A 14,917-nucleotide genomic window follows, 5' to 3' on the forward strand; every position below is an offset into this window, starting at 1 on the left:
TTTGCCCGGCCCGACTTGCCCTGGAACGCTGGGAATTCATCTCTATGTGTGTTCGGCCATGCCCAGAATTCTCGTCCGATTGACCTGTTGCAGAGGGCAGTTGGGCAGATACATTCAGCCGCGGTCGACGCGTTCCGGCGCGAAGTGTGGCCCCGTGCAAGGGCCAGTAATAGGGGAGTTAGGCATGGCTCAGGGCACCGTCAAGTGGTTCAACGCGGAGAAGGGCTACGGCTTCATCGCGGTAGACGGTGGTGCGGATGTATTCGTCCACTACAGCGCGATCCAGATGGACGGTTACCGCACCCTTGAAGAAGGTCAGCGAGTGGAGTTCGAGATCTCGCAGGGCCAGAAGGGTCCGCAGGCGGACATGGTCAAGCTCGCCGTCTGATCCCGGCGCGATCGGCCACCGACGCACTGACGTACACGTACTCACGCCGAAGGGTCCGCATCCCGAACAGGGGATGCGGACCCTTCGGGCGTTCCCGGTGTCCCCGCTCCTCCGGGGCGGCTTCCCATGTCCTGGAGCGGCGCGGGCACCGGGTGGCGGAGACCATGGGAGCTTGCACTCTCGGGGGTCGAGTGCTAATCATTGGCGTTAGCACTCTGCAAGTGAGAGTGACAACTTAAGGACCGGGTCGGTGAGGCCCGAAGAGCCGGTGGGGCAAGGAACCGCACGGCTCTCAGGCCGTCCGTCGCGGGCGCCAGCCACGGTCCGGAGCAATCCACCCCATGTCCGGGAGGACCACTTCACATGGCCAAGATCATCGCGTTCGACGAGGAGGCACGGCGCGGTCTCGAGCGCGGGATGAACCAGCTCGCCGACGCCGTCAAGGTCACCCTTGGCCCCAAGGGCCGGAACGTCGTCCTCGAGAAGAAGTGGGGCGCCCCCACGATCACCAACGATGGTGTGTCCATCGCCAAGGAGATCGAGCTCGAGGACCCGTACGAGAAGATCGGCGCCGAGCTGGTCAAGGAAGTCGCCAAGAAGACGGACGACGTCGCCGGTGACGGTACGACCACCGCCACGGTGCTCGCCCAGGCGCTGGTCCGCGAGGGCCTGCGCAACGTGGCCGCCGGCGCCAACCCGATGGCCCTCAAGCGCGGTATCGAGAAGGCCGTCGAGGCCGTCTCCGGTGCCCTGCTGGAGCAGGCCAAGGACGTGGAGACCAAGGAGCAGATCGCTTCGACCGCCTCCATCTCCGCCGCTGACACCCAGATCGGCGAGCTGATCGCCGAGGCCATGGACAAGGTCGGCAAGGAAGGCGTCATCACCGTCGAGGAGTCGCAGACCTTCGGTCTTGAGCTTGAGCTCACCGAGGGCATGCGCTTCGACAAGGGCTACATCTCGGCGTACTTCGCCACCGACATGGAGCGTATGGAGGCGTCCCTGGACGACCCGTACCTCCTGATCGTCAACTCCAAGATCGGCAACGTGAAGGACCTCCTTCCGCTGCTGGAGAAGGTCATGCAGTCGGGCAAGCCCCTGCTGATCATCGCGGAGGACGTCGAGGGCGAGGCGCTGTCGACCCTGGTCGTCAACAAGATCCGTGGCACCTTCAAGTCCGTCGCCGTCAAGGCCCCGGGCTTCGGTGACCGCCGCAAGGCCATGCTCAACGACATCGCCATCCTCACCGGCGGCACGGTCATCTCCGAGGAGGTCGGCCTCAAGCTGGAGAACGCCGGCCTGGACCTGCTGGGCCGCGCCCGCAAGGTCGTCATCACCAAGGACGAGACCACCATCGTCGACGGTGCCGGTGACAGCGACCAGGTCGCCGGCCGGGTCAACCAGATCCGTGCCGAGATCGAGAACAGCGACTCGGACTACGACCGCGAGAAGCTCCAGGAGCGCCTCGCGAAGCTGGCCGGCGGCGTGGCCGTCATCAAGGCCGGCGCCGCGACCGAGGTCGAGCTCAAGGAGCGCAAGCACCGCATCGAGGACGCGGTGCGCAACGCCAAGGCCGCCGTCGAGGAGGGCATCGTCGCCGGTGGTGGCGTGGCTCTGCTCCAGGCTTCCTCGGTCTTCGAGAAGCTTGAGCTGACGGGCGACGAGGCGACCGGCGCGCAGGCCGTCAAGCTCGCGCTGGAGGCCCCGCTCAAGCAGATCGCCGTCAACGGTGGTCTTGAGGGCGGCGTCGTTGTGGAGAAGGTCCGCAACCTCCCGATCGGTCACGGCCTGAACGCCGCGACCGGCGAGTACGTCGACATGATCGCCGAGGGCATCATCGACCCCGCGAAGGTGACGCGCTCTGCCCTGCAGAACGCCGCCTCCATCGCGGCGCTGTTCCTCACCACCGAGGCTGTCATCGCCGACAAGCCGGAGAAGGCCGGCGCGGCCCCGGCCGGCGGCGGTATGCCGGGCGGTGACATGGACTTCTGAGCCTGACGGCTCGGACCTGGTCCATGGTCTGAAGTGACCGAGGGCGGTACCCCTTCGCGGGGGTGCCGCCCTCGGGCGTTTCCGTGAGGCTTCGTCAGCGGGTGTAGTCCTTGAGCTTCTCGGTTTCCAGGGTGATGCCGACGGGGGCGGGGAGTTTGACCGTGGAGCCGTAAGAGTGTGAGGTGCGCGTCTGGTATTTGCCCTTCCGCGGATCGGCGTAAAGGACCAGTTCTTCCGCGTCGCGGTCGATGAGGAGATAGACGGGGATGTCCGCCGCCGCGTAGCCGTCGCGCTTCTCGATGCGGTCGCGGCGGTCCGTGTCGTGGTCGTGCGACGTCACTTCGACTGTCATCAGTACGCCGTCGGGGTCGGCCCACTCACCATCCTGGCCCACGAAGTGGTCGAGCGGTGCGAGGGCGCCGTCCGCGCGGGCGCGGCCGTTGCGGTAGGTCTCGACCTTGAGACCTTGCTCCGGGTACAGCGCGAGTTCGGGACGTTGCTGCATGCACTGCCTCAGCAACCACATGGCAATGGCCCCGTGAAGCTGGTCCGGCAACGGTTTGACCTCTAGCTTTCCGTTGATGAATTCGAGCAGCACCGTCTCGGGAGCCTTGCGAGCAAGCTCCTCGAAGTCCTCGACGGACATCTGCGGCCGCACCTCGGCGCAGGGGCTGGAACTGGGGCTGGGGGTCATGGTGTCGCCTCCTCCCCTCCATGGTGCCCCGGTTTTATGGCGGCGGATCGACTGGATGGTCATGTACGGGTCCTTTCGGGTGGGCGGGTCGCCGCCGCGCGGGCCTGGGCCGCCAGGGCGTGGACCGTGGTGGGCGGGAGCGGGCCGGGAGGGCGTACGGGGACGGGCTCGCCCCGGGAGCACCTTGGCGAGGGCCTTCACCGAGATGTCCGTGCCCTCGGGCAGCCGGTCGATGAACGCGGCGACGGCGGCCTCGCGCGGCGGCAGGTGCGCGAAGGCGTCGGCGCCGCGGGCCTGTTGAGATCGCTTTTCTTTGGGTGTCGATCTTGTTGGTTAGGCCCTCGCCAGATGTCGCAAGCATCGGCGGGGGCCCGTTTTGTGCTCTGCGCGGCACGCTAAAGCGTCGCGACCCTGCGTGGCAAGCCGGTCACGAAAAGTCAACCCCCCAGGCGGGGAGGGTGGGTGGGGAGAGACCCGCCTTCCATTCCTTGGAAAGAGGGCTCGGATCCTGAGGCTTGAGCCCCGGGCCGTGAGGAAGTTTTTCGGAGGCGGGCGCAACCTCGGGGGGTGTCGCACGTCTGGTGGGTTGAAGGCGCCCTTCAGCTGATGTTCCAGACCGTGTAGTCGTACAGTTCGGGAGAAACTCATGTCTTCGCACGCCAAGCCGAACCGCCGTTCCCTTCGCCGGGGCATGGGCGCCGCCATCGGTGCCGCGCTGCTGCTGGGTGCCGGTTTCGCCACGCAGGCCGTCGCCGACTCCGCCGAGAAGAAGCCGTCCCCGGTCGCGCCGGACGTCGTCGACGGCGGCACGTCGGCCGGTGAGGCCAAGGCGCCGAAGTCCGTCGCGCCGGAGGCTGCCCCCAAGGGTGAGCCGGCGGGTGAGGTCAAGGCGCCGAAGGCCGTCGCGCCGGAGGTTGTCGCCGAGGGCAAGCCGGGTGGTGAGGCCAGGGCGCCGAAGTCCGTGGCGCCCAAGGCCGTCGCCGAGGGCGTGGCGCCGGAGGCTGCCGCCGAGAGCGTGCCCGCCGCTGAGGGCAAGGCGCCGAAGGTCGTCTCCGAGGGCCGGCCTGCTTCCGTGAAGTAAGCCGCGGGGGCAGCGCCAAAGGGCGGGCCGGCCAACCCCCGGGCCGCCCGCCCCTCCCGCAACGGAACGAGGTCCATGCAGTACGCCATCCCCGCACCGCCGCCCTGGTGGTCCCGCCTGCTCGCCCGCATGTCCCCGACGGAGGACATGCCGACGCGGGGGCGTCACCCGCGGGCTCTCGGTACACCGCACCACGACGAGCCACGGCCCACCCTGGCCGAGCTGTACCGGGCGCGGCGACTCGACATGGTGCGGCTCGCGCTCTTCCTGGTGGACGATCTGCACACCGCCGAGGACGTCGTCCAGGACGCCTTCGCCGCGGTCTGCCGTCACCACGGCACCTCGCTCGACGGGCTCCAGGACCCGGCGGCCTATCTGCACACCGCCGTGGTCAACGCGGCCCGCTCCGTACTGCGCAGACGTCGCACCGCCCGCGGCCACACCCCGCCCCATGCGGGCTACGGACCGCCCGTGGACGAGGGGCTGCTGCTCGCCGAGGAACACCGTCAAGTCCTCGACGCACTCGCCCAGTTGACCCGGCGGCAGCGCGAGGTGCTGGTGCTGCGCTACTGGTCGGAGCTGACCGAAGCGCAGATCGCGAAGACGCTCGGCCTGTCGCGTGGCACCGTGAAGTCCACCGCGAGCCGCGCCCTGGACGCGCTGGAGAAGAAGCTGAAGGTGGTCCGATGAAGCAGGACGCCGACGACCGCCGACTCGCGACCGAGGACCGGCTGCGCGCCGCGCTGGCCGCGCGCGCCGCGCTCGTCACACACCGCGACCTGCGTCCCGAGGCACCCCCGCAGGGCCGCGGCTGGAGCGTACGCCAGGTGCGCGGGGTCGCTCTCGCCGGGCTCGGTGTGGCCGCCGCCGTGGTGGCCATCTACCTGACGGCGCTGCTGCCCGGCGGCCCGAGCGAACCGGCTCCGGTGCCGCCCGCCCGCACCCCGGGCATCACCGAACCATCGGCGGCCACACCGGAGGTCGAGGTCCGGCCGGGCGAACAGGGCTCCGCACCGGGCGGGCAGGGGGCCCCACCGGACGAGCGCGGATCCGCACCGGACGAGCAGGGATCCGTACCGAGCGAAGAGGGGCCGATACCGGGCGGGCAAGGTGTTCCGCCGACGGGCCGGCCGTGAGCGCGGGCGCCCTGAGCGCAGACGGCAAAAAGGGCAGAGCCATTGTCAGAGGCGGCCCGTAGGATCACACGCGTATTCGATCTTTTGGGGCGGCCGTTCGGGCCGCCCGCAGGAACCTTGGGGGGTTCTGATGCGCGAAAGAGCGCTCACCGTGGCTGCCGTCTGCGCAGCCGCCGTGCTCGGTGTCACCGCCGTGGCGCCGGTCGCCGGCGCCGCGCCGGTGGCTGTGAAGGAAAAGGCTGTGGGGGAAAAGGTTGTGGGGGGAAAGACCGCGGGGCAGAAAGCCGCGGGCGGAAAGGACGCCGACTTCAACGGCGACGGGTATCCGGACTTCGCCACCGGGGCCCACACCGCGACGGTGGGGGCCGTCAAGCGGGCCGGAGTGGTCACCGTCGCCTACGGGTCGGCAGCGGGGCTGAAGCTCAGCAGCGCCTCGATCATCAGCCAGGCCACGCCCGGAGTTCCCGGGGACCCGGTGGACGACGGGAAGTGGCGGGAAGTCGGTTCGTTCGGGGATCTGGACGGTGACGGGTACGACGACCTGGTGCTCAACTGGGCCGAGCGGTTCATGGTGCTGTGGGGGAGCGCGGACGGCATCACCGGCGCGGGCACGACCATTCCGGTCGGAAAGACCTCCGCCGCGCCTACGGCGCTGCTCGGCGGCACCGTCGGCGTGGGGGACGTCAACGGTGACGGGGTGGACGACTTCGTCACCCGCGGACACGACGGCCTGACCTACGGCCTTTCCGTCCGGCTGGGCCCGATCGACCGGACCACGGGCACGTCGGCCGGGGCCTGGTTCCGCAACACCGGGAAGCTCGACAAGCAGTCGACCTCCGCCGTCTACGTGGGGGACCTGACGGGTGACGGCGTCGACGATGTCGTCGTGGGCGGCGGTGTCGTGCTCGGGAACGGCAAGCCGGGCGCCATGGTGCTCAAGGGCACGGCCACCGGGCTGGTCAAGGGCGGCACGTTCAGCGGGCTTCACTGGTACGACACCTCCTACCCGTCGGCCTTCGGCGATCTGAACAAGGACGGCTACCAGGACCTGGTCACCGGTCACGCGGACCAGAACAAGGTCTATGTGATCTACGGCGGTCCGAACGGTCTGAGCGACACCGTGAAGCACCGCTCCTACAGCCAGGCCAGCACGGGCGTGCCGGGGACCGAAGAGGCGGGCGACAAGTTCGGGTCGGCGGTGGCCATGGGGGACACCGACCAGGACGGCTACGACGACGTGATCATCGGCGCCTCCTACGAGACCGCCTCCGACCCGGCGACCACCTCGCAGTCGGGTGCGTTCACCGTGCTGCGCGGCAGCGCCACGGGCATCACCACCACGGGCGCCGTGACGTTCACCCAGAACTCCAAGAGCGTCCCGAGCACGTCCGAGAACAACGACCACTTCGGCGCGGCGGCGGCCGTGCTCGACTCCGACAAGGACGGCAGCCCCGAGGTCTACGTCGGCGGCAACGGCGAGGACGGCTACAAGGGCCGGGTCTGGAGGTTCCCGACCGGCTCCACCGGCGTCACGGGCACCGGTTCCACCAGCTTCCACCTGGGCACCCTCGGGGGCCCGACCAGTGGCGGCAACTTCGGCTACCGCATAGCCGGCTGAGTGGGTTCTTCCTGTTGAGTGCGTTCCCGGGCCGACACCGTGATCAGTGCCGGGGCGGTCGTTCCCGTGGACCTCAGGGCGTCCACGAAGATCTCCGTCGTCCATGAGGCCACGTCGAGTGACCACTCACGGACGCGGCAGCGGAACGCCGGTCCGGGGCGCATTCCGTCCGTCTGGACCTCTCCCGCCAGGGGGAGGGCCAGACCCTCCCTCGCGGTGGTCATGGCGTCCTCGGGGGGTGCGGGCCGGATCGTCATCGCGTCGTACGTACGCTGCCGGGCCGCGGCGAGGAGGTCGGCCGCGCGGGCGGGCAGAGCGGCTGTTCCGGCGGCCCATACGGACACGGTGAGGTCGACCGACGCGCCCGGGGCCAGGGCCGGGTCCGTGAGGGCGAACCAGGCCGCCGCGTCGGCGAGATCGGCCCGGCCGTCGGGGGCCAGATGGAGCGGCGCCAGGGTGTGCAGGCCCGTCAGGCGGAAGCGGCCGAGGCGGGTCAGGACGTCGCGGAGGACCGTCGCCGCGGGCTGGACCGGCAGCCGCTGTCCGGGAAGCTCCTCGCTGACGGCGACCTGGAGCCAGGCCAGTTGACGGATCTCTCCGTCCTGGGTCCAGTCCCCGCCCGCGTCGTTGTGCCCCCACCGCTCGCCCTCCGGCCCGCCCGCATGGAACGAACTCAGCCCGTAGGCGACCGTGCGCTTCACGACGAGGCTGTACATGTCCTCTCCGAAGCTGTGGTCCTGATGGGCCCGGCGGATCCATGGCTTCAGGTCGAGGACGCCATGGACGCCCAGAATCATGGTCGGTGCCAGGTAGTCCGCGCGAGTGCTCAAGGCCGCCGGCTCAGCAGACCTTGCCCGGCCCGGCCGCCGTGGCCCGCAGCAGATCCCGGAGAAGCTCGAAGTCGATCTTCTCCGGCTTTCGGAAGCGCAGGCAGCCCTTGCCCATGTCATGGCCCGCCAGCCGGTCCGCGAAGGAATCGCGGACGTCGCCGCGCAGCACATAGACGGAGATGTACCGCTTCTGGCTCGCGAAGGCGATCTCCCCCGTGCCGTTCCGCTCGTAGGCGGGCATCCCGTACGCCATCACCTCGGTGAATCCCCGCAGCTCCGCACGGCACAGCTCACGCAGCCGGGTCAGAGCCTCCTTGCGTTCCTCGGGAACCTCGGCAAGGTAGCCGTCCACATCTTCCGCCTGGCTCTGCACCATGGTCCGAGCGTAAGTGACACGGGCAGTGGCCGGGACCTCACATACGTCCGAGAAGGATGCGGGCCAGTTCGCGGGGCGCGGAGAACATCGGCCAGTGACCGGTGTCCAGCTCGACCAGCCGCCAGCGGTCGCTGGTCAGCAGCTCCGCAACGCGGGGGCTCGGCTCGGCGCCGTCGAGCAGGCACTTGACGTACGTCGCCGGAAGCTCGCCGAGCGGGCGGCGCAGCTTGGCGGGCTCGGTCAGGGAGGCGCCCGGGTGGGGCGTCGAGCCGGTGACGATCCGGGTGATCTGCGCGTCGGTCAGGCCCTGACCGGCGTAGTCGGGCGCGGGCAGCGGGGGCCAGAAACCACCGGTCTCGGCGATCGCCGCCTCCACCGCCGCCCGGCCGTCCGGCCAGTCGGAGACGAATGACTCGCCGTCCGCCGGAACGCTGGAGTCCACGAAGACGACGCGCGTCAGCCGCTCACCGATCAACTCGGCGGCCTGGCCGACCGGGATGCCCGAATAGCTGTGCCCGACGAGGACGACATCCCGCAGATCGTTCCGCTCGACCGCGTTGACGATGTCCCGGACGTGCGTCTGCTGTCCGGCCGGTACGCCCTGCTTCTCGGCGAGACCGGACAGCGTCAACGCATGGGCGCCGTGGCCCGCCGCGCGCAGCTCCGGCACCACCTCGTCCCATGCCCAGGAACCGAGCCATGCGCCTGCCACCAGTACGAAGTCAGTCATGGGCGGCAACTTAGTGGAGTGGTCCGACAGCCCGCGTCAGGCCACTCCGCCGGTCAGCCGGCGTTGCTGTCGGCCTTGATGTCGGAGAGGAAGGTGGACCAGGACGCCGTACGGAAGACGAGCGCCGGGCGGTCGGGGAACTTGGAGTCGCGGACGGGGACGATGTCGGGGTGACCGTCGGCCACCTCGACACAGCTTCCGCCGCTGCCTCCACTGTGCGTTGACTTGCGCCAGATCCCGCCTACTTCGACGCAGTCGCCGCCGCTGCCGTCGCTGTGGGTGGACGTGCGCCAGACACTGCCTACTTCCACGCAGTCGCCGCCGTCGCCTCCGCTGTGGGTCGACTTGCGCCAGGAGGTGCCGATCTCCAGGCAGTTGCCGCCGCTGCCGTCGCTGTACGTCGACTTCTGCCAGGTGCCCACTTCGAGGCAGTTTCCGCCGTCGCCACCGCTGTAGCTGGACTTGTGCCAGGACACACCGCTCAGGTCGTACTCATGGCTGCTGCTCTGCATGTTCGTAATCCTCCGCCGCCGATTCGATCAGGGCCAAGGACTTTTCCGGTGAGAGTGCGCTGGCCCCACCAGATCGTAGACACCGCCCGCGCGTACGCCTCCGTCTGCAATAGCCCAGGGATCAGCTGCGGCGCGTACTCCTTGATCATCGTCGCGATCGCCTCGGCCTCCGCCGCTTCCGCGAAGTGATCCGGATACTTCGACTTCTTCAGCGCCTCGCAATTCCGCAGGAAGAAGCCGTCCGTCTTGAAGACCTCATCGAAGTGAATCGCGTATTCCGGCTGCATTCGGCGCGTACCCGCCTCGATCTGGCCGATGAGCGATCCGCTGACGAAGATCGGCCTGCCCAGCTCTTCCTGGGACATGTCCGCTTCGTCGCGCTGATGTCGTAGCTCGGCGCCGAGCATGGCGCGGGGTGATGACGACGGGTCAAGTGGCTTGGGTCCAGGCACAGGTGCTCCCGGTGAGACAGATGTCGGTGTTGTGCTGCTTCCTCTGTTCACGCTAGCGACTGTCGGCCACTCTGTGTAGCCCGATCAGTCACACACAGTGGAGAGTTGCGTTGCTTCGTGCCCAGGACACAAGAGATGCCGTCACGCACCGGTTCAGCCTCGTGCACTGCTCAGCCGACAGTTCCCCGGACTTCGACGACCCCCGTTACGACGGGCTCAAGGCCCGCCCACCGGAGGGATGCACGGTGGTGCGATTCGAGGCGTACTTCAGTCTGCGCTGCGTGCGCCGGGGTGCGACCCTGCTCGACGCGGTGGCGCCGCTGTGCGCGGAGATCAGGGCCGAACACGGCCTGCTCATGACCGATCTCGGGATCGAGGAGCTCTGGGAGTGGGCCTCCGACGGGACCGACGGCCGGGGCGCGGAGGTGGTGGGGCAGTTGCTGCTGATGGCCGCCGAGCGCGGGCCGCTGCTCGGGTACAGCGTGGACGACCTGGTGCGGTTCCTGCGTATGGCGGCGGTGGGTTGAACGACCATGACCTGCTGGACGTTCACGCGCCCGTCGTGGAGCCGGGGCGGATGATCATCAGGACCGTGACCGTCGCCCACAGGAGGTTGAAGATCCCCGTGTGCATGCCCAGACGCGCGGTCATCCTGGTGGTCGACGTTCCCGTGGTCTCTTCGAGGTCCGTCACTATCGCCTCCTGGCGCGGCAGTACCAGCACCATGAGCGTGACGGCCGCGAGTCCGGTCAGGATGATCGAGACGATCAGCCAGGCGTCTCCGAGGACGCCCATCGCGCTGCCCGTGGCGAAGCCGAAGACCGGCACGGCGAGGCCCACCACCGCGTAGACGCGGCAGATGCGGTGCAGCAGCTGTACCGACGACAGCGCCCGGGGATCCTCGGGCGCTGCCATCGCCCGCCTCGCGTACGGGGGGAACATGCTGGCGGCGACGGTGACCGGCCCGATCGCGACGATCGCGGCGAGGACATGAACGGCGAGCAGGAACTTCGTCACGGCGGGGATTCGCTCTCTGGGCTTCGGCTTCGGCTTCGGCGGGGCATGGTGGTGCTCACGCAGACGCTAAGGCGCTGCTCACGGCCGTAGTAGTGGCTCGATTGCCAGGTGCCACCGGATTCTCGCCATCGCCAGCCCCGTGACCGTGCGGCCGTGCGGGGTCCCTGGTCGTGGAACGTCGTGGTCGACTCAAGCGGAGCCCGCTCGGTCGTGAGCCGGTTCACCGGCGCGGTCTCGTCGGCGTAGCCGAAGGAGATGCCCACGAGCAGTCTTCCGCCAGTGACGCCGAGTTCGGAGCGGACGGTGTCGGCGTAGAAGCCCAGCAGCCCCTGCGGGCAGCTGCCCACGCCGTACCCGGTCATGGCCAGGAGCAGCGTCTGCATGTAGGAGCCGACATCCGCGGCCAGCCGTGCCCCGCCGTCGCCATCACCGTCACCGTCGACGAACAGGAACGCGGCGTGTGGCGCACCGTAGAAGCCCAGGCTCTCCGCGTCGTAGGCCGTGCGTGCCGCGTGATCGTCATGGCCGATGCCGAGCGCTCCGTACAGCTCGGCGCCGAACGCCGCCCGGCGTGCCCGGTGCGCCTGCGAGTACATCTCCTCGGAATACGGGACGTCCACCGAGGTTCGCCTCTCGGCGTGGGACGTCCGCAAGGCATCCACCAGACGGTCGCGCGCCGCGCCGCTCACCACCTCCACCCGCCACGGCTGGGTATTGGAGCTGGACGGCGCGGCGCCGGCCAGCGAGAAGATCGCGCGCATCGTGTCCTCGGGAACGGCCTCCGGACGGAACGCGCGGGTCGCGTGGCGGCCGCGTATCAGCTTCTCCGCGAGGCCGCTCAGCTCAGTGGGAATCGCTCGAATCGACCTGTCCACTCGAATCGACCTGTCCATGGGACTCCTTCGTGACAGCTCATGTAAACGGGATCGTTTACTTGCGTGGGTGACCTTAACAGGGCTCTCCGCTCGAAGTAAACGCGTGCGTATACTTCCCGTATGAGTACGACGACGGCTACGGCATCTCAGCGACGAGGGCGTGGCGGCCGGGAGCGCGTTCTGGCCGCCGCCGCTCAGCTGTTCGCGACCCAGGGGATCAACGCGACCGGCATGGAACAGGTCGCGGAGGAAGCGCCGGTGTCCAAGCGGACGCTGTACGCGCATTTCCGGACCAAGAACGATCTGGTCATCGCCCACTTGCAGAGCCTCGTCACGTCGGGCGCCACCCTGGAAAGCGTGCTGACCCGCGAGGACATCCCGCCGCGAGATCGGATCCTCCAGCTGTTCGACCCGTCGCCGCAGGCGGACACGGCTCCGGTGCGCGGGTGTCCGTTCATCGATGCCGCCGTGGAGTTCCCCGACCCGGACAGCGCGGTGCATTCCTACGCCCGCGAACAGAAACTGCGCATGGTGGAACTGATCGCCGCCTCGCTGACAGAGCTGGGCTGCCGCGAACCGGTCGCGCTCGCCGAACAGCTGGCCATCCTCGCGGACGGGGCGGCCAGCCGCGCCATGGTGCTGTGCGACGCGGACTACGGACGGCACGCGCGGGCGGCGGCGGAGGTCCTCCTCGGACAGGCCCTGCCGGGTACGGACCGACGCGGCGGGGCAGCCCCTTAGCCTGTGGGCATGCACACCGTGGCCGTACTGGCGCTCGACCGGGTCATCCCCTTCGACCTGTCCTCACCGATCGAGGTCCTCTCCCGTACCCGGCTCCCCGGCGGCGGCGCGGCCTACCGGGTCGTGGTCTGCGCGGCGGCGGCCGGGACCGAGATCGACGCGGGGCCGTTCACGATCCGGGCGCCGTACGGTCTCGACGTGCTCGCCGAGGCCCACACGATCATCCTGCCCGGTACGGACGACCCGGCCGCCCCGGTGCCCCCGGCCGTACTCGACGCGCTGCGGGCCGCCGCCGCCCGCGGCATCCGTATCGCGTCCGTGTGCAGCGGCGCCTTCATCCTCGCCGCCACCGGGCTGCTCGACGGGCTGCGCGCCACCACCCACTGGGCGGCCGCCCCGCTGCTGGCCGCGAACCATCCGGCCGTCACCGTCGACCCGGACGTGCTGTACGTCGACAACGGCCAGTTCCTCACCTCGGCCGGGGCCGCCGCCGCGCTCGATCTGTGCCTGCACATGATCCGTAAGGACTACGGCTCGGCTGTCGCCGCCGACGCGGCGCGGCTGTCGGTCATGCCGCTGGAACGGGAGGGCGGTCAGGCGCAGTTCATCGTCCTTGAGCAGCCTCCGGTGCCCGCCGGGGCCATGATGGAGCCCCTTCTGCGGTGGATGGAGGAGAACGCGGGGCGCGAGCTGACCCTCAAGGACATCGCCGCGCGGGCGGCGACCAGTACGCGCACCCTCAACCGGCGGTTCCGGGAGCAGACGGGGACGACTCCGTTGCAGTGGCTGCACCGGGCCCGTATCCGGCAGGCCCAGTACCTGCTGGAGGCGACCACGCACCCGGTCGACCGCATCGCGACCCAGGTGGGCTTCGGGTCACCCACGGCCTTCCGCGACCGGTTCAAGCGTGTCGTCGGCACCAGTCCGCATGGGTACCGGGCCGCTTTCCGGCACGGCTGAGGGCACGGCTGAGGGCTCCGTCGACAAAGCCGTCTCCGCTTGTGCGTTGAGGTCTGTCAGCATCGTCTTCGTGAAGCCGAAGTAGTACGTGGCGACAAAGCCCACGGCATAGCCGACCAGCAGCCCGCCCCCGTACACCACGACCATCTCGCCCAGGCCCTCGTTGCCGTCCAGCAGCGGGAACAGAGCCCAGCCGGACGGGCCGATCGCCGTCGAACCGACCGCCGCGCCGAGCTGGTTGAAGAGGCCCACGAAGCCGCCGCCGAAGGCGCCGCCGACGCAGGCCGTGATGAAGGGGCGGCCGAGGGGGAGGGAGACGCCGTAGATGAGCGGTTCGCCGACGCCCAGGAAACCGGCCGGGAGGGCGGACCTGATGGTGCGGCGGATCGAGCCGTTGCGGGGGAGCCGGACGTAGACCGCCGCCGCCGCTCCGACCTGGCCCGCGCCCGCCATGGCGAGGATGGGGAGGAGGACGGTGTAGCCCTGCTGTTCGATCAGGGTGGTGTGGATCGGGATCAGGGCCTGGTGCAGCCCCAGCATGACCAGGGGGAGGAAGAGGCCGCCGAGGACGAAGCCGGCGCCCGCCCCGCCGTTCGCCAGCAGCCAGTTGGCGAAGTCGCCGATGGCCGTGGAGACCGCGCCGGCGACGTACATCAGGCCGTACAGCGTGACCAGACCGGAGACGAGGACGGTCAGGGTCGGGGTGACGAGGACGTCGAGCGCCGCCGGGACCACCCGCCTGCACCACTTCTCGACGTACACCGCGAGCACCGCCGCGCCCAGCGCGCCGAGCACGCCGCCCTGGCCCGGGGCGAGCTGCCGGCCGAACGCGTCGACGGAGGCGACGCCGGGGAAGACGATGATCGCGGCGACCGCGCCGCCCAGAATGGGCGTACCGCCGAACTCCTTCGCCGTGTTGTAGCCGACGAAGACCGCGATCAGCGACATGAAGCCCGACGCGAGGGCGGCGAGCGCGGGGACGAGGGCGGGGAGCCAGTGGAGGTTCGTGAGAAGGCCGTTGAGGCCCGCGATGATGCCGCAGCCGATGAGCGCCGGGATGAGCGGGACGAAGATGTTGGCGATGCGGCGGAGGAAGAGCTTGACGGGCGTGGCGTTCCTGGCTTTCCGCGCCGCCTTGATGGCCGCTCCGCGTTCGGCCAGCCCGGCCGCGGTGGGGGGCGCCGCCCGAGGCGCGGGGCCGGCTTCCACCAGGCGCTCGAACTCCGGCGTCACGCGCGCCACTGTCCCCGGGCCCAGGACGATCTGGTACGTCTCGTCGTCGACCACGCCCAGCACGACGGGGAGCGCCTTGAGCGCTTCGTCCTGGACGAGGGAACGGTCATGCAGGCCGAGGCGGAGCCGGGTCATGCAGTGGGCGACGGACGCGACGTTCGCGGCGCCTCCGACGAGCGGGAGGATCGCCTCGGCCGTGGCGCGGTTCCGGTCGGTTCCGGAGGCTCCGGAGGTTCCGGAGGGCTCGGAGGGTTCGGGCGTGTCTGCTGGTGCCATGGTGCGTGG

At 69.6% G+C, this 14,917-nt stretch carries 17 protein-coding genes and 2 pseudogenes; 9 read left to right on the plus strand and 10 right to left on the minus strand.

What is annotated here, in order from left to right; all coding sequences use genetic code 11:
* Positions 1–184: 184 nt before the first annotated feature.
* On the plus strand, positions 185–388 hold the full coding sequence (locus ACZ7LS_RS25340; RefSeq protein ID WP_005315736.1) for a cold-shock protein: 204 nt from the start codon (positions 185–187) through the stop codon (positions 386–388).
* Positions 389–751: 363 nt separating this feature from the next.
* Positions 752–2,377 carry a chaperonin GroEL gene (gene groL, locus ACZ7LS_RS25345; protein WP_129767105.1) on the plus strand — a complete coding sequence of 542 codons (1,626 nt, stop codon included), beginning with the start codon at positions 752–754 and terminating at the stop codon, positions 2,375–2,377.
* A 94-nt stretch (positions 2,378–2,471) separates the two neighbouring features.
* Here the strand turns inward: groL and ACZ7LS_RS25350 are convergent, their stop codons facing one another.
* Positions 2,472–3,071 carry a Uma2 family endonuclease gene (locus tag ACZ7LS_RS25350; protein WP_382667203.1) on the minus strand — a complete coding sequence of 200 codons (600 nt, stop codon included), beginning with the start codon at positions 3,069–3,071 and terminating at the stop codon, positions 2,472–2,474.
* Positions 3,072–3,717: 646 nt separating this feature from the next.
* On the opposite strand from ACZ7LS_RS25350, the gene ACZ7LS_RS25355 reads away from it, so the two are divergent.
* From ACZ7LS_RS25355 to ACZ7LS_RS25370, 4 genes are all read left to right on the plus strand, one after another.
* Entirely contained in the window at positions 3,718–4,152 is a 435-nt protein-coding gene (locus ACZ7LS_RS25355) for a hypothetical protein (protein ID WP_385135044.1), read from the plus strand.
* Between the two features lie 75 nt (positions 4,153–4,227).
* On the plus strand, positions 4,228–4,842 hold the full coding sequence (locus ACZ7LS_RS25360; protein WP_382666811.1) for an RNA polymerase sigma factor: 615 nt from the start codon (positions 4,228–4,230) through the stop codon (positions 4,840–4,842).
* Entirely contained in the window at positions 4,839–5,288 is a 450-nt protein-coding gene (locus ACZ7LS_RS25365) for a hypothetical protein (protein ID WP_385135045.1), read from the plus strand. Before ACZ7LS_RS25360 ends, ACZ7LS_RS25365 begins: the two co-directional genes overlap by 4 nt.
* A gap of 241 nt (positions 5,289–5,529) precedes the next feature.
* On the plus strand, positions 5,530–6,906 hold the full coding sequence (locus tag ACZ7LS_RS25370) for an FG-GAP repeat protein (protein WP_385135047.1): 1,377 nt from the start codon (positions 5,530–5,532) through the stop codon (positions 6,904–6,906).
* Here the strand turns inward: ACZ7LS_RS25370 and ACZ7LS_RS25375 are convergent.
* The 6 genes and pseudogenes from ACZ7LS_RS25375 to ACZ7LS_RS25400 all read right to left on the minus strand — a co-directional run.
* Positions 6,888–7,736 carry a hypothetical protein gene (locus tag ACZ7LS_RS25375; protein WP_385135048.1) on the minus strand — a complete coding sequence of 283 codons (849 nt, stop codon included), beginning with the start codon at positions 7,734–7,736 and terminating at the stop codon, positions 6,888–6,890. The genes ACZ7LS_RS25370 and ACZ7LS_RS25375 overlap by 19 nt on opposite strands.
* 10 nt (positions 7,737–7,746) lie before the next feature.
* A complete protein-coding gene (locus tag ACZ7LS_RS25380) occupies positions 7,747–8,112 on the minus strand; it encodes an iron chaperone (RefSeq protein ID WP_382666800.1) in 366 nt (121 codons plus the stop codon).
* A 37-nt stretch (positions 8,113–8,149) separates the two neighbouring features.
* Positions 8,150–8,842: an alpha/beta fold hydrolase gene (locus tag ACZ7LS_RS25385; protein ID WP_385135050.1), complete on the minus strand. Its 693-nt coding sequence runs from the start codon at positions 8,840–8,842 to the stop codon at positions 8,150–8,152.
* Positions 8,843–8,895: 53 nt separating this feature from the next.
* Entirely contained in the window at positions 8,896–9,153 is a 258-nt protein-coding gene (locus ACZ7LS_RS25390) for a DUF397 domain-containing protein (protein WP_385135065.1), read from the minus strand.
* Positions 9,136–9,354 (minus strand): annotated as a pseudogene (locus ACZ7LS_RS25395) (DUF397 domain-containing protein); the annotation flags it as partial. The pseudogene ACZ7LS_RS25395 and the gene ACZ7LS_RS25390, both read right to left, overlap by 18 nt.
* Positions 9,355–9,434: 80 nt before the next feature.
* Positions 9,435–9,806 (minus strand): annotated as a pseudogene (locus ACZ7LS_RS25400) (helix-turn-helix domain-containing protein); the annotation flags it as partial.
* A gap of 110 nt (positions 9,807–9,916) precedes the next feature.
* Here ACZ7LS_RS25400 and ACZ7LS_RS25405 point away from each other — a divergent pair.
* Positions 9,917–10,333: an amidase gene (locus ACZ7LS_RS25405; RefSeq protein ID WP_385135052.1), complete on the plus strand. Its 417-nt coding sequence runs from the start codon at positions 9,917–9,919 to the stop codon at positions 10,331–10,333.
* 22 nt (positions 10,334–10,355) lie between these two features.
* Here the strand turns inward: ACZ7LS_RS25405 and ACZ7LS_RS25410 are convergent, their stop codons facing one another.
* Both ACZ7LS_RS25410 and ACZ7LS_RS25415 read right to left on the minus strand, forming a co-directional pair.
* Positions 10,356–10,823, minus strand: coding sequence for a hypothetical protein (locus tag ACZ7LS_RS25410; RefSeq protein WP_382530379.1), 468 nt, complete (start codon positions 10,821–10,823; stop codon positions 10,356–10,358).
* Positions 10,820–11,716 carry a nitroreductase gene (locus ACZ7LS_RS25415; RefSeq protein WP_469449398.1) on the minus strand — a complete coding sequence of 299 codons (897 nt, stop codon included), beginning with the start codon at positions 11,714–11,716 and terminating at the stop codon, positions 10,820–10,822. The genes ACZ7LS_RS25410 and ACZ7LS_RS25415 overlap by 4 nt, the downstream gene beginning before the upstream one ends.
* 102 nt (positions 11,717–11,818) lie before the next feature.
* On the opposite strand from ACZ7LS_RS25415, the gene ACZ7LS_RS25420 reads away from it, so the two are divergent.
* Positions 11,819–12,439, plus strand: coding sequence for a TetR/AcrR family transcriptional regulator (locus tag ACZ7LS_RS25420; protein WP_382530377.1), 621 nt, complete (start codon positions 11,819–11,821; stop codon positions 12,437–12,439).
* Positions 12,440–12,448: 9 nt separating this feature from the next.
* Positions 12,449–13,399 carry a GlxA family transcriptional regulator gene (locus ACZ7LS_RS25425; RefSeq protein WP_385135054.1) on the plus strand — a complete coding sequence of 317 codons (951 nt, stop codon included), beginning with the start codon at positions 12,449–12,451 and terminating at the stop codon, positions 13,397–13,399.
* On the opposite strand, the gene ACZ7LS_RS25430 is transcribed toward ACZ7LS_RS25425, so the two are convergent.
* On the minus strand, positions 13,316–14,908 hold the full coding sequence (locus ACZ7LS_RS25430; RefSeq protein WP_385135055.1) for a PTS transporter subunit EIIC: 1,593 nt from the start codon (positions 14,906–14,908) through the stop codon (positions 13,316–13,318). The genes ACZ7LS_RS25425 and ACZ7LS_RS25430 overlap by 84 nt on opposite strands.
* Between the last annotated feature and the right edge of the window lie 9 nt (positions 14,909–14,917).

This window comes from Streptomyces sp. NPDC039430 (genome assembly GCF_055639435.1).

What these genes read in the sequence shown, in the direction of transcription:
- ACZ7LS_RS25340 (WP_005315736.1), top strand. Translation starts at nt 185, where the DNA reads ATGGCTCAGGGCACCGTCAAGTGGTTCAACGCGGAGAAGGGCTACGGC.
- groL (WP_129767105.1), top strand. Translation starts at nt 752, where the DNA reads ATGGCCAAGATCATCGCGTTCGACGAGGAGGCACGGCGCGGTCTCGAG.
- ACZ7LS_RS25350 (WP_382667203.1), bottom strand. Translation starts at nt 3,071, where the DNA reads ATGACCCCCAGCCCCAGTTCCAGCCCCTGCGCCGAGGTGCGGCCGCAG.
- ACZ7LS_RS25355 (WP_385135044.1), top strand. Translation starts at nt 3,718, where the DNA reads ATGTCTTCGCACGCCAAGCCGAACCGCCGTTCCCTTCGCCGGGGCATG.
- ACZ7LS_RS25360 (WP_382666811.1), top strand. Translation starts at nt 4,228, where the DNA reads ATGCAGTACGCCATCCCCGCACCGCCGCCCTGGTGGTCCCGCCTGCTC.
- ACZ7LS_RS25365 (WP_385135045.1), top strand. Translation starts at nt 4,839, where the DNA reads ATGAAGCAGGACGCCGACGACCGCCGACTCGCGACCGAGGACCGGCTG.
- ACZ7LS_RS25380 (WP_382666800.1), bottom strand. Translation starts at nt 8,112, where the DNA reads ATGGTGCAGAGCCAGGCGGAAGATGTGGACGGCTACCTTGCCGAGGTT.
- ACZ7LS_RS25385 (WP_385135050.1), bottom strand. Translation starts at nt 8,842, where the DNA reads ATGACTGACTTCGTACTGGTGGCAGGCGCATGGCTCGGTTCCTGGGCA.
- ACZ7LS_RS25415 (WP_469449398.1), bottom strand. Translation starts at nt 11,716, where the DNA reads ATGGACAGGTCGATTCGAGTGGACAGGTCGATTCGAGCGATTCCCACT.
- ACZ7LS_RS25420 (WP_382530377.1), top strand. Translation starts at nt 11,819, where the DNA reads ATGAGTACGACGACGGCTACGGCATCTCAGCGACGAGGGCGTGGCGGC.
- ACZ7LS_RS25425 (WP_385135054.1), top strand. Translation starts at nt 12,449, where the DNA reads ATGCACACCGTGGCCGTACTGGCGCTCGACCGGGTCATCCCCTTCGAC.
- ACZ7LS_RS25430 (WP_385135055.1), bottom strand. Translation starts at nt 14,908, where the DNA reads ATGGCACCAGCAGACACGCCCGAACCCTCCGAGCCCTCCGGAACCTCC.